Origin of the sequence: Azospirillum sp. A29 (assembly GCF_042604625.1) — a bacterium.
Taxonomy (GTDB): Bacteria; Pseudomonadota; Alphaproteobacteria; order Azospirillales; family Azospirillaceae; genus Azospirillum; species Azospirillum palustre.
Window position 1 is genome coordinate 600,989 of sequence record NZ_CP170467.1, and the last position, 11,898, is coordinate 612,886.

At 65.9% G+C, this 11,898-nt stretch carries 9 protein-coding genes and 1 pseudogene; 5 read left to right on the forward strand and 5 right to left on the reverse strand.

Going from position 1 to position 11,898, the window contains the following annotated elements; genetic code table 11:
* Positions 1 to 129 precede the first annotated feature (129 nt).
* From ABNQ38_RS30850 to ABNQ38_RS30865, 4 genes are all read right to left on the reverse strand, one after another.
* On the reverse strand, positions 130 to 741 hold the full coding sequence (locus ABNQ38_RS30850; RefSeq protein ID WP_377811101.1) for a TetR/AcrR family transcriptional regulator: 612 nt from the start codon (positions 739 to 741) through the stop codon (positions 130 to 132).
* A gap of 47 nt (positions 742 to 788) precedes the next feature.
* Entirely contained in the window at positions 789 to 1,367 is a 579-nt protein-coding gene (locus ABNQ38_RS30855; protein ID WP_377811102.1) for a TetR/AcrR family transcriptional regulator, read from the reverse strand.
* Between the two features lie 73 nt (positions 1,368 to 1,440).
* Positions 1,441 to 2,865 carry an MATE family efflux transporter gene (locus ABNQ38_RS30860; protein WP_377811103.1) on the reverse strand — a complete coding sequence of 475 codons (1,425 nt, stop codon included), beginning with the start codon at positions 2,863 to 2,865 and terminating at the stop codon, positions 1,441 to 1,443.
* 65 nt (positions 2,866 to 2,930) lie between these two features.
* Positions 2,931 to 3,746 carry an oxidoreductase gene (locus ABNQ38_RS30865; RefSeq protein WP_377811104.1) on the reverse strand — a complete coding sequence of 272 codons (816 nt, stop codon included), beginning with the start codon at positions 3,744 to 3,746 and terminating at the stop codon, positions 2,931 to 2,933.
* A 143-nt stretch (positions 3,747 to 3,889) separates the two neighbouring features.
* On the opposite strand from ABNQ38_RS30865, the gene ABNQ38_RS30870 reads away from it, so the two are divergent.
* Both ABNQ38_RS30870 and ABNQ38_RS30875 read left to right on the forward strand, forming a co-directional pair.
* Positions 3,890 to 5,011: an efflux RND transporter periplasmic adaptor subunit gene (locus ABNQ38_RS30870; protein WP_377811105.1), complete on the forward strand. Its 1,122-nt coding sequence runs from the start codon at positions 3,890 to 3,892 to the stop codon at positions 5,009 to 5,011.
* On the forward strand, positions 5,011 to 8,103 hold the full coding sequence (locus tag ABNQ38_RS30875) for an efflux RND transporter permease subunit (RefSeq protein ID WP_377811106.1): 3,093 nt from the start codon (positions 5,011 to 5,013) through the stop codon (positions 8,101 to 8,103). Before ABNQ38_RS30870 ends, ABNQ38_RS30875 begins: the two co-directional genes overlap by 1 nt.
* A 112-nt stretch (positions 8,104 to 8,215) precedes the next feature.
* On the opposite strand, the pseudogene ABNQ38_RS30880 reads toward ABNQ38_RS30875, so the two are convergent.
* A pseudogene (locus ABNQ38_RS30880) lies at positions 8,216 to 8,908 on the reverse strand (IS3 family transposase); the annotation flags it as partial.
* A 187-nt stretch (positions 8,909 to 9,095) separates the two neighbouring features.
* On the opposite strand from ABNQ38_RS30880, the gene ABNQ38_RS30885 reads away from it, so the two are divergent.
* From ABNQ38_RS30885 to ABNQ38_RS30895, 3 genes are read left to right on the forward strand one after another with little or no spacing between them, the layout of a single operon-like run.
* The gene (locus ABNQ38_RS30885) at positions 9,096 to 9,929 is read left to right on the forward strand and encodes an ABC transporter ATP-binding protein (RefSeq protein WP_377811107.1); all 834 of its coding nucleotides are present in this window, start codon (positions 9,096 to 9,098) and stop codon (positions 9,927 to 9,929) included.
* Between the two features lie 8 nt (positions 9,930 to 9,937).
* Positions 9,938 to 10,825 carry an ABC transporter permease gene (locus ABNQ38_RS30890; protein WP_377811108.1) on the forward strand — a complete coding sequence of 296 codons (888 nt, stop codon included), beginning with the start codon at positions 9,938 to 9,940 and terminating at the stop codon, positions 10,823 to 10,825.
* Positions 10,826 to 10,860: 35 nt separating this feature from the next.
* Complete coding sequence (locus ABNQ38_RS30895) at positions 10,861 to 11,895, forward strand: ABC transporter substrate-binding protein (RefSeq protein ID WP_377811109.1); 1,035 nt, start codon at positions 10,861 to 10,863, stop codon at positions 11,893 to 11,895.
* Positions 11,896 to 11,898: the final 3 nt, after the last annotated feature.

The following is an 11,898-nucleotide window of genomic DNA, read 5'->3' on the forward strand; positions in this document are numbered from 1 at the left end:
ATGGGTATATGCTCCTTTTCGCGACACTCCGGTTCGCCTGGATCGGAGTGTCCGCTTTGCCAGCCTTTGACGGACATACGGGAAAATCCCATCCGCTTCTTCTCACTACTTTGAAAATCGAAGATGAAATTATCCCGGACAGCCTCGCAGGAAGCGGGCGACCGCCTGCTGGGCAACGCTATCGACACCTTCCGGGGAAGCCGATCCGTATACACCCCACAGGCATTCCTCATGCAGACCGGCTTCACAGAGAGCCCGGAAATGAGCAGCAGCGCCGGGCAGTGCCAGAAAGTTCCAGCCGGGTACGTCGCTCCGCTCTGCCAAACGCTGCAATATGGCTGCAATTTGACTTTCCGCGCGCCGAATTCCGCGCTCGTAGAAGATGCGGCCAATCTCCGGAAAACGAACGGTTTCAGCCATGACGAGGCGGGTCACGGCAAGCGCTGAAGGGGACAGTATCAAGTCCAGATAGGCTCGCGCCGTGTCCTCCAGTACAGCCTCGGTTCCCTTTTCCTCCACCTGCACAGCGGCAAGGGTGGACCGGGTCAAAGTCCCGATTTCCTCGACATAGGCTGCGAACAGCGCCGCTTTGGAAGGGAAATAACGATAGAGGGTGCTCTTGGAGCCGCCCACCTCGGCGGCGATGCCATCCATCGAGGCATCGGCATAGCCCTGTCGAAGAAAGGTTCGGCCGGCAACCGTCAGGATTGCGATCCGCCGGACGGATGTGCCTGCTGGCATGGTCAAACACCTTCCGATCAACCGGTTCACGGTGTGGTCATGCCCGGTCACGCGGCGGCAATATTTCGGGCTTGCGCAGCGGCTGTATCCAGAAAGGCCTGGGCAAGGCTGGGATCGTTGACAACACGCGAGAGCGTCAGCGCACCGACCATCAGTGAAAGAATCGCCATTGCCTTGCTTTTGAACTCTTCGCCCTGCGTTTCCGAAATCAGTCGTTCGAGGATGTCGAGATGCGTCCTGATCCCAGTTTCGAATGACGCCTTCACCGCGGCGCCGTGTCTGGCGGCATCGGAACCGAGCGCCACGATCGGGCAGCCGTCGGTCTTTTCCTCGCGGTGCCCGGCGCTGAGATAGAAGCCGATCACCTGGCCAAGCGGATCCTCTGGATTTGCAGTGGCCGCCGCCGACCATCGGCAGTATGCGCTCTCCAACGCCCGCGTCGACGACTGGGCCGCCAAATCCTCCTTAGAGGTGAACTGCTTATAGAAGGCACCCTGGGTCAGGCCCGCCGCCTCCATCAAATCCTTGAGGCCGATGCCGTCGAAGCCGTGCTCCCGGAAAAGACGGCTCGCCACGTTGATCACAGTCTGCCGGTTTTCCTCAGCCTGAATGCGACTCACACGCATGGTACGCTCCTGCTTAGATTTTGACTGACATCTATAGGAGATATGGATGACCGGCACAATTCTCCACCTCGACCTACTCCGCAGGACGTCTCCGAGGTAGCGGATGGGACGCGTGATGCCGGCCCCAGGCACCACCCATCATCGCGGCGGTCGTCAGAAGCCCGTACGAAACCGCCGCCAGGGCCGTGATCTGGAACAGGGTCGAAAGTCCGGCACCGAACCAGATGACCGCCGCCCAGCCGATGAAGGCGGCGATGATCATGCGGACGGTGCCGGCCAGGACGGGAAACAGGACGCGCTTCGCTCCCTGGCTGGCGAAATAGAGCGCCAATCCCAGCCCGACCGCACCGTAAGCCGGTGCCACGATCCGCAGATAGAGGGTGCCCATCGCCAGCACCTGGGGATCGTCGCTGAACAGGCCGATCCAAGCTTGCGGGAAGATCGCGGCGGCAAGGCCGATGGCCTCGGTCATTCCGAAGGCAAGAGCGGCGCCGATCCAGGCGACACGGCGCGCACGCGCCAGCTGCCCGGCCCCGATGTTGTGGCCGACCATGGTGACCATGGCGGTGCCGAGCCCGAAGATCAGCGGAATCTGGATGTAATCGAGCCGCGAGGCGATGCCGTACCCGGCGATGGCATCGGCGCCGAACCGGCCGACCGCGGCGGTGACGAGGGTAACGGTGAGATTGACTTGGACAGTGCCGATCGCCGACAGGAAACCCACCCCGAGGATGTCCTTGAACAGCCTTGCCCGCAGGGGAACGACCCTCAGCTTCACGAGGCTCCTCGAAGACCGCAGATACAGCGTCAGCGCAAGCGCGGCGAACAGGTAGTAGGCGACCACCGCGACCCCGCCGCCGGCGACGCCGAGACGCGGCACGGGCCCCCAGCCGAAGATCAGGGCCGGCGACAGGGCGAGGAGGAGCACGGTGCCGGACGAGATCACCAGGGCCGGCACCCTCACATTCCCGGCGCCGCGCAGGGCCGACGACAGCAGGGCGGTGACCCAGATCGGGATGGAGCCGGCGAACACGACCCCCGAATAGGTGAGCGCCGCCGCCAGCGCCGGTCCCGTTCCTCCCATCGCCCGATAGAGGATCGGTGCGGCAAGGAGAGCCGCGGCGGTGAAGAGGATGCCGAATGCGCCGGCCATGACGACCGCGTGCCAGATCAGCGCTTCGGCATCGTCGTGGCGCTTCGCTCCCAAGGCCCGCGCGACGGCCGAGGAGACACCGCCGCCGATGCCGCCATTCGCCATCATCTGCATGAGCATGAGCACGGGAAAGACCAGGGCGACCCCGGCAAGCGCATCCGTCCCGAGAAAGCCGACGAAATACGTCTCGGCCACCCCGACCAGAGTCTGGACGACAAGCACCAGGGTCGTCGGCACCGCGAGGCGGAGCATCGTCGGTGCGACCGGCCCGTCAAGAACGCCGGATGGCACTTTATAGGCGGGCACCGGGGCCGCCGGCCCCTCCTGGCGGGACAGAGCGCTCATGGGATTTCCTTAATTGCACCGGATGCGACGGGCTCGTTCCCGGCACGGGCCATGGCATGGCCTGTTCAGACCGGCAGTCGCAGCATCTTGCGCAGGCTCTTGTCGAAGGCGGCGGCCGGGACGAAGCGGCGCAGAAGGCTGACCTGCCGCGCCAGCTTCCCGGCCGGGTAGCGCAGCTTCGGCGCGACCTCCGTTGCGGCCTTCACGATGGTTTCGGCCACGGTTTCGGGCGTGTCGCCCTTCCTGATCGCGTCCTCGACGGCCACGGTCACGCCCGCCCGCGCCGACGCATAGGCGTCGAGCGACCGATCCGGCTTGATGAGGTTCCCGTCGAACGAAGTCCGGGTATAGGCGGGCTCGACCAGCGTGACCCGGATGCCGAGCGTGCGCAGTTCATGGTCCAGCGACTGGGAATAGCCTTCCACGGCATGCTTCGTCGCCGCGTAGAGCGCGAAATAGGGGGCCGGAATGAAGCCGTGCGCCGAGCTGAGATTGATGATCCTGCCGCTTTTCTGGCGCCGCATGATCGGCAGCACGGCGTTGGTCATGCGGATGACGCCGAACATGTTCACATCGAACAACGCCCGTGCCTGGGCGAGCGAGGATTCCTCGGCGCCTCCGAAGAGGCCGACACCGGCATTGTTGACCAGCAGATCGATGCGGCCGGCGTCGTCCATCACGTCTTCGACCAGGGCCGCCACGGAGGTGTCGTCGGTGACGTCGCAGGTCAGCATGGTGACGCCCTCGGGGCCTTCGGCGCCCGCGTGACGGCTGGTGCCGAACACGTCGAAGCCTGCGGCTTGCAGGGCCTTGGCCGCCGCGTAACCGATGCCGGACGAGGCGCCTGTCACCAGTGCAATGCCGCGATTGGTCTTTGCCATCGAAGTCTCTCTTTCTTCCTTGTGCTGGGATCGGCCTTGCGAGCGGCGGCGGCGCGCTTGAACGCCCCGTCATTTAGATTGCGTTCGAACTCTATAATCGATATAGATGTCATACGCAATCTAAATTGACTGAGGCGGCGGGCATGAAAAAGAGACCCATGGTCGTGGTGGGTGGCGTTCTGACGGTGGTGCTGGGCGCCGCCGCGGTCGTGACGCTGTCCATGCACACGCAGGAGGCGTCGGCGGTCAGCGACCCCCGGCAGGAGGCACCGATCGTCCGGCTTGCCGCAGCGGTTCCGGTGGCCGGCTCGGATCGCGGTTTCACCGGCGTCGTCGGGGCGAGGGTGCAGAGCAATCTCGGTTTCCGCGTCCCCGGCAAGATCATCGAACGGCTGGCGACGGTCGGCCAGCCGGTCAAGGCCGGCCAGCCGCTGATGCGCATCGACGAGACCGATCTGCGCCTCGCGCTGACGGCCAAGCGCAATGCCGCTGCCGCGGCGCGTGCCGTGGTCGTTCAAACGCAGGCGGACGAGCGGCGCTACGCCAGCCTGCTCAATGACGGATGGGCCTCCCGCCAGCGTCATGAACAGGCGAAGGCCGCGCTGGACACCGCCAGGGCGCAGCTCGCCAGCGCCGAGGCGGACGCCCGGGTCGCCGAGAACGAGGCGACCTACTCCGTCCTGGTGGCCGACAGCGATGGAACGGTGGTCGAAACGCTCGGCGAGCCGGGACAGGTCGTCGTCGCCGGCCAGACCGTCGTCCGGATCGCCCAGGCCGGCCCGCGCGAAGCGGTGGTGGCGCTGCCGGAAACGATCCGGCCGCCCATCGGCTCGTTGGCCGAGGCCAGCCTCTATGGCGCCGACGGACAGCGCTACGGCGCGCATCTGCGCCAGCTGTCGGACGCCGCCGATGCCCAGACCCGCACCTACGAGGCGCGTTACGTGCTCGACGGCGATGCCGCGGCGGCACCGCTCGGGGCGACGGTCACCATCAGGCTGACCGGCCGGCCGGGGGGACAGACCGATCGGGCGGACATGCAGGTGCCGCTGGGCGCCGTGCTGGACGACGGCCGGAGGACCGGTGTCTGGACCCTGGAGCGCGCCAGCTCGACGGTGCGCTTCCAGACGGTCCGGCTGGTCCGGGTGAGCGGCGACACCGCCGTGATCTCCGGGCTCGGCCTCGGCGATCCGGTGGTGTCGCTCGGCGCCCATCTTCTCCAGGAGGGGGTCCGCGTCAGGACCGCCGCCGACAGCGGGGTCCGGTGATGAGCCTCAATCTTTCCGCCATCGCCGTCCGTGAACGGGCCGTCACCCTGTTCTTCATCCTCCTGCTGGCGGCGGGGGGCGCCTTCGCCTTCGTCATGCTCGGACGGGCGGAGGATCCCTCCTTCACCATCAAGACCCTGACCGTCACCAGCGTGTGGCCGGGTGCCACCGCGCGCGAGATGCAGGATCTCGTCGCCGAGCCGTTGGAAAAGCGCCTTCAGGAACTGAGCTGGTACGACCGGGTGGAGACGACCACGCGGCCCGGCTACGCCTATATGACGCTCACGCTGAAGGACAGCACGCCGCCGGCCAGGGTGCAGGAGGAGTTCTATCAGGCCCGCAAGAAGATCGGCGACGAGACGCGCAACCTGCCGCCCGGCGTGCTCGGCCCCTTCGTCAACGACGAATATTCCGACGTCAGCTTCGCCCTCTATGCGCTGAAGGCCAAGGGCCTGCCGATGCGCGAACTGGCCCGGCAGGCCGAGGCGATCCGCCAGGACCTGCTGCATGTGCCCGGCGTCAAGAAGGTCAACATCCTGGGTGAACGTCCGGAACGCATCTTCGTCGAGTTCTCCTATGCCAGGCTGGCGACGCTCGGCGTGTCGGCCCAGGACATCATTGCCGCTCTGCAACGGCAGAACAGCGTCACGCCGTCCGGCTCCATCGACACCCAGGGGCCGCAGGTCTTCATCCGCATCGACGGCGCCTATGACGGGGTGCAGGCGATTGCCGACACGCCCATCGCCGCCGCCGGACGGACGCTGAAGCTGTCGGACATCGCCGAGGTCCGCCGCGGCTACGAGGATCCGCCGACCTACATCATCCGTCACCAGGGCGAACCCACCGTCATGCTGGCGACGGTCATGCAGGAGGGCTGGGACGGCCTCGCGCTCGGCAGGGCGCTGGAGGACCGGGCGGCTGGCATCGCGCGGTCGCTGCCGCTCGGGATGACGCTCGACAAGGTGACCGATCAGGCCGTCAACATCACCGCGGCGGTCGACGAGTTCATGATCAAATTCGCCATGGCACTGGGCGTGGTGCTGCTGGTCAGCCTGCTCAGCCTCGGCTGGCGCGTCGGCATCGTGGTGGCGGCGGCCGTGCCGCTGACGCTCGCCGTCGTCTTCCTGATCATGCTGGAGACCGGCCGCTTCTTCGACCGCATCACGCTCGGCGCGCTGATCCTGTCGCTCGGCCTGCTGGTGGACGACGCCATCATCGCCATCGAGGTGATGGTGGTGAAGATGGAGGAGGGCGTCGACCGCATCAGGGCGGCGGCCTATGCCTGGAGCCACACCGCGGCGCCGATGCTGTCCGGAACGCTGGTGACCATCGCCGGCTTCCTGCCGGTTGGGTTCGCGCGCTCGACCGCCGGCGAATATGCCGGCAACATCTTCTGGGTCGTCGGCTTCTCCCTGATCGTCTCCTGGATCGTGGCGGTGATCTTCACGCCCTATCTGGGCGTCAGGATGCTGCCGGCGATCAAACCGGTCCCCGGCGGTCACGAGGCGATCTACGGCACCCCGAACTACCGGCGCCTGCGGGGGATCATCAGCTTCGCCGTGCGCCACAGGATCGTGACCTGCGGGGTCGTCGGCCTCGCCTTCGCTGCCGCCATCGTCGGCATGGGCGGCGTGAAGCAGCAGTTCTTCCCGACCTCCGACCGTCCCGAGGTGCTGGTGGAGGTCCGCCTGCCGGAAGGCACCAGCATCGAGACGACGACGGCCTCGGTCGAGAAGATCGAACGCTGGCTGGCCGATCAGCCGGAGGCGAAGATCGTCACCAGCTATGTCGGCCAGGGCGCTCCCCGCTTCTTCATCGCCCTGTCGCCCGAACTGCCCGATCCCGCCTTCGCCAAGATCGTCGTGCTGACCCCGGACGCCGAGGCGCGCGAGGCCCTGAAGCACCGGCTGCGGCAGACGGTGGCGCAGGGGCTGGTGCCCGAGGCCTATGTCCGCGTCACCCAGCTCGTGTTCGGGCCCTACACGCCGTTCCCGGTCGAATTCCGGGTGATGGGCCCCGATCCGGCAAAGCTCTACGACATTTCCGAAAAGGCCCTCGCCGTCATGCGCAGCGTGCCGGATGTCCGGCAGGCCAACCGCGATTGGGGCAACCGCACGCCGGTGCTCCGCTTCACCCCCGACCAGGACCGCCTGAACCTCATCGGCCTCTCGCCGGCCGAGGTCGGGCAGCAACTCCAGTTCCTTCTGACCGGGATCGCCGTCACCCAGGTGCGCGAGGACATCCGCAACGTCCCCATCGTGGCGCGCAGCGCCGGCGGTGAACGTCTGGACCCGGCGCGTCTGGCCGATTTCTCGCTGACGAGCCGGACCGGCCAGCAAATCCCGCTCGACCAGATCGGCCATGCCGACATCCGGCTGGAGGAGCCGATGATGAAGCGCCGGGACCGGACATCGGTCATCACCATCCGCTCGGACTACAACGAAGCGACCCAGCCGCCGGAGGTCTCCAAGCAGATCATGACGGCCCTTCAGCCGCTGATCGCATCGCTTCCGGCCGGCTATCGCATCGAGATGGGCGGATCGATTGAGGAATCCGCCAAGGCCAACACGGCGCTCGGCAAGGTCTTCCCCGTCATGATCGCCGCCATGCTGGTCTTCATCATGCTTCAGGTGCGGTCCTTCTCGATGATGGCCATGGTCCTGCTGACGGCACCGCTTGGCCTCGTCGGCGTCGTGCCCATGCTGCTCGCCTTCAACCAGCCCTTCGGCTTCAACGCCATTCTCGGGCTGATCGGTCTGGCCGGCATCCTGATGCGCAACACGCTGATCCTGACCGAACAGATCAAGGAGAACCAGGCGGCCGGCCTCGATGACTATCACGCCGTCATCGAAGCCACGGTGCAGCGGACGCGGCCGGTGATCCTGACCGCCCTTGCCGCAGTGCTGGCCTTCATCCCGCTCACGCACTCGGTCTTCTGGGGATCGATGGCCTACACGCTGATCGGCGGCACGGCGGTCGGCACGGTGCTGATCCTGCTCTTCCTCCCCGCCCTCTATGCGGCATGGTTCCGGATCAAGCCGGCGGCTGCCGAGGAGGCGTCAGGTCCCCATGCCCGTCTCGGCGTGATCTGAAGGGCTTTCGAGGTGGTCGCTCGACAAGAGGGGCCACCTCATAGCTCGTCCGGCAATCGGCGGTTTCGCGGACGAGCAATGGCATCTTGCTCAGCTCATGCAAGAATTGACTTTATGCGCACCTTAGCTCGGCCTGTTCGGGGGTGATGTATCCGATGGCCGAGTGGGCGCGTTGGCGATTGCAGTAGGTTTCGATGTAGGCGAACATCTTCCGGCGCCCCTGGTCGCGGGTTTTGAAACGAGTGCGGTGGACCAACTCGACCTTGAGAGTGTGGAAGAAGCTCTCCATGGGAGCATTGTCGTTGCAGCAGCCCTTGCGCGACATGGACTGCCGCATCCCGGCCGCCTGCAACAGGTCGCGGTAATCCCGGGAGGCATACTGACTGCCGTGATCGGAATGCTGGATGAGGCCCACAACTGGCCTTTGGCGCTGGATGGCCACGACCAGGGCCGAAGTAGTGAGTTCGGCGCGCATATGATCGCGCGTCGCCCATCCAACGATCTTCCGGGTCGCCAAGTCGAGGATAACCGCCAGATACAGCCAGCCTTCAGCGGTGGGCAGGCAGGTGATGTCGGCAAGCCAGACCCGGTTGGGCTCGGCCACCTGGAAGGCTTGACCAAGTAGATCGGGAGCGACCGGCAGGCCATGGCGGCTGTCGGTCGTGACGGGCCGGAACCGGCGTGCGGCGGCGCCCCGGATACCATGCCGGCGCATCAGACGCGCCACCCGGCCCCTGCTGGCGGTGATGCCCTCTGCGCGGAGGGCAGCATGCACGCGCGGGCTACCATAGCGGCCATGGTGGCTTGGGAGTGTCCGGAATTTCGTGCTCGGCGGGGCGGGTTGATTATCAGGCGGCCTTGCAGGAGGGCTCCCGCTCGCCAACCTGACAACACCGGTCACGTCAGGAAGCTGTCAGATTTCGCCCACATACTGTCAGCAAGAGCCGCAATGCGCGGCATTAGCAAAATGACAGACTGTGTTGGAGGAAACGATGAGCAGGACGTCGCAGACGGTCCGTCCCACCCCTGTGGGTGCCGTGGGTGCCCCGGCCGATCCGGTGGCTGCCACGGTTCCGGCTACCCCGCTGCTGGAGGTATCCGGCGTCACCTTGCAGTACAAGACCACGGATCATCTGGTGACCGCGACCTACCGGGTCGATTTCCAGGTCTTCAAATCCGACCGCTATGTTCTGCTTGGACCCTCTGGCTGTGGAAAATCCACCCTGTTGAAAGCCATCGGCGGTTATCTGGAGCCGGTGGAGGGCGCCATCCGGCTGAACGGGCACGAAGTGACCAAGCCCGGTCCCGACCGCATGATGGTGTTCCAGGAATTCGACCAACTGCTACCCTGGAAGAGCGTGCGCGAGAATGTGCTGTTCGCGCTGACCACCAGCGGCCGTGCCAAGGGGGCGGAGGCGGCGGAGCGGACCGACCATTACATCAACAAGGTCGGTCTGGCGAAGTTCGCGCACAGCTTCCCGCACACGCTGTCCGGCGGCATGAAGCAGCGCGTCGCCATCGCCCGCGGCATGGCGATGGAGCCCGACGTCCTGCTGATGGACGAGCCCTATGCCGCGCTCGACGCCCTGACCCGCCGCCGCATGCAGGACGAACTGCTGCGCCTGTGGGACGACACCAAATTCACCGTCCTGTTCGTGACCCACTCCATCGAGGAGGCGATCCGCGTCGGCACCCGCATCCTGCTGCTGTCGCCGCATCCGGGACAGGTGAAGGCCGAACTGAACAGCATCCCGCCGGAGCAGCTCGGAACCGCCGCCCAGGCGGAGCTGGAAGCCCGCATCAACGACATGCTGTTCGTCCACTGAGGCCCGCCATGACCATGCAATCCACCATGCAGTCCATCCTCGTCGACCGTCCGGAGATCGTCCGCGACGTGTCCCGCTCGACCGTCATCGCCGATGTCGAAAAGCCCTTGAGCGCGTGGGAGCGGCTGTACCGCGTGCCGCTGCTGCGCAAGGGGCTGATCCTGCTGGCGCTCGCCGTGATCTGGGAGGTCTACGGCCGCTGGCTCGACAACCCGCTGCTGTTTCCGCCCTTCACGGCGATGCTGCAGGCCTTCGTCACCGACCTCGGCAACGGCATCATCCCGGCGCGCACGCTGGTCTCGCTGCAGACGCTGGTGATCGGCTATGCCATGGGCATCCTGCTGGCGGCGCTGCTGACCACCGTCGCCATCGGCTCGCAGATCGGCACCGATCTTCTGGAGACGATGACCTCCATGCTGAACCCGCTGCCGGCCATCGCCCTGCTGCCGCTGGCGCTGATCTGGTTCGGGCTCGGCTCCGGCAGCGTGATCTTCGTGCTGGTCCATTCCGTGCTGTGGGCCATCGCGCTCAACACCCATGCCGGTTTCCGCTCCGTCTCCAACACGCTGCGCATGGTCGGCCGGAACTATGGGCTGAGCGGCCTGGGGCTGGTCCGCCACATCCTGATCCCGGCGGCCTTCCCGTCGATCCTGACCGGCCTGAAGGTAGGATGGGCCTTCGCCTGGCGCACGCTGATCGCGGCGGAACTGGTGTTCGGCGTCAGCTCCGGCTCCGGCGGGCTCGGCTGGTACATCTTCGAGAACCGCAACCAGCTGGAAACGGCCAACGTCTTCGCCGGCCTGTTCACCGTGATCCTGATCGGTCTCGTCGTCGAGAACGGCGTCTTCGCCACCATCGAGCGGCGCACCATCCGCCGCTGGGGCATGCAGCACTGATCCCAACAGCAAGAATTCCTATGGGAGGACTCTTCATGACCGCATTCGCGACCCTGCGCCGGGCCGGCGTCCTGGCGACGGCGCTCGTCGCCCTGGCTTCGGGGGTGCTGGCGACCGGCCCGGCCTGCGCCGAAGCCCCGGAAGTCCACATCTCCAAGGGCTACGGCATCCTCTACCTGCCGATGATCGTCATGGAGCATGAAAAGCTCCTGGAGAAGCAGGCCAAGGCGGCCGGCCTCGGCGACCTCAAGGTCGGCTGGTTGGAACTGGACGGCGGCAACGTCATCAACGACGCCATGATCTCCGGCAATCTGGACATCGCCGCCATCGGCGTGCCGGGCTTCCTGACGCTGTGGGCGAAGGTGAAGGGCAATGCCAAGCTGGAGGTGTCGGGGCTGGCCGGGCTCAGCGCCACCTCGCTGTACCTCAACACCAACAACCCCAACATCAAGTCGCTGAAGGACTTCACGGCGAAGGACAAGATCGCCCTGCCGGGCATTAAGACCTCGCTGTCGGCGGTCGTGTTGCAGATGGCGGTCGCCACGGAGTTCGGCGACGACAATTACGCCAAGCTCGACCCGATGACGGTCGGCCTGCCGCATCCGGAAGCCTACACGTCGCTCGTCTCCGGCAAGACCGAGGTGAACAGCCACCTCGGCTCGCCGCCCTATTCCTTCATGGAGCTGGAAAACCCGCAGGTGCATCGGGTGATGAACTCGGTCGACGTGCTCGGCAACATCTCGCTCGACCTCGTCTATGCGCCCAAGCGCTTCATCGACGCCAACCCGAAGCTGACCGCCGCCTTCCTCGCGGCGCTGGAGGAAGCCGACAAGCTGATCGCCGACGAGCCGGCACGCGCCGCGACGATCTATGTGCAGTCGGCCAAGGCCAAGCTGTCGGCCGAGGAGGTCGAACGGATGATCAAGGATCCGGACACCAAGTTTTCGACCACCCCCAACGGCGTCATGCAGTTCGCCAACTTCATGGGCCGCGTCGGCTCGATCAAGACCAAGCCGGCGAACTGGCAGGACCTGTTCATCGCCAACGTCCATTCGCTGCCGGGAAGCTGACCG

Coding starts and splice junctions, on each gene's coding strand:
- ABNQ38_RS30890 (WP_377811108.1), top strand. CDS start 9,938: ATGACCATGCAATCCACCATGCAGTCCATCCTCGTCGACCGTCCGGAG.
- ABNQ38_RS30875 (WP_377811106.1), top strand. CDS start 5,011: ATGAGCCTCAATCTTTCCGCCATCGCCGTCCGTGAACGGGCCGTCACC.
- ABNQ38_RS30860 (WP_377811103.1), bottom strand. CDS start 2,865: ATGAGCGCTCTGTCCCGCCAGGAGGGGCCGGCGGCCCCGGTGCCCGCC.
- ABNQ38_RS30895 (WP_377811109.1), top strand. CDS start 10,861: ATGACCGCATTCGCGACCCTGCGCCGGGCCGGCGTCCTGGCGACGGCG.
- ABNQ38_RS30870 (WP_377811105.1), top strand. CDS start 3,890: ATGAAAAAGAGACCCATGGTCGTGGTGGGTGGCGTTCTGACGGTGGTG.
- ABNQ38_RS30850 (WP_377811101.1), bottom strand. CDS start 741: ATGCCAGCAGGCACATCCGTCCGGCGGATCGCAATCCTGACGGTTGCC.
- ABNQ38_RS30855 (WP_377811102.1), bottom strand. CDS start 1,367: ATGCGTGTGAGTCGCATTCAGGCTGAGGAAAACCGGCAGACTGTGATC.
- ABNQ38_RS30885 (WP_377811107.1), top strand. CDS start 9,096: ATGAGCAGGACGTCGCAGACGGTCCGTCCCACCCCTGTGGGTGCCGTG.
- ABNQ38_RS30865 (WP_377811104.1), bottom strand. CDS start 3,746: ATGGCAAAGACCAATCGCGGCATTGCACTGGTGACAGGCGCCTCGTCC.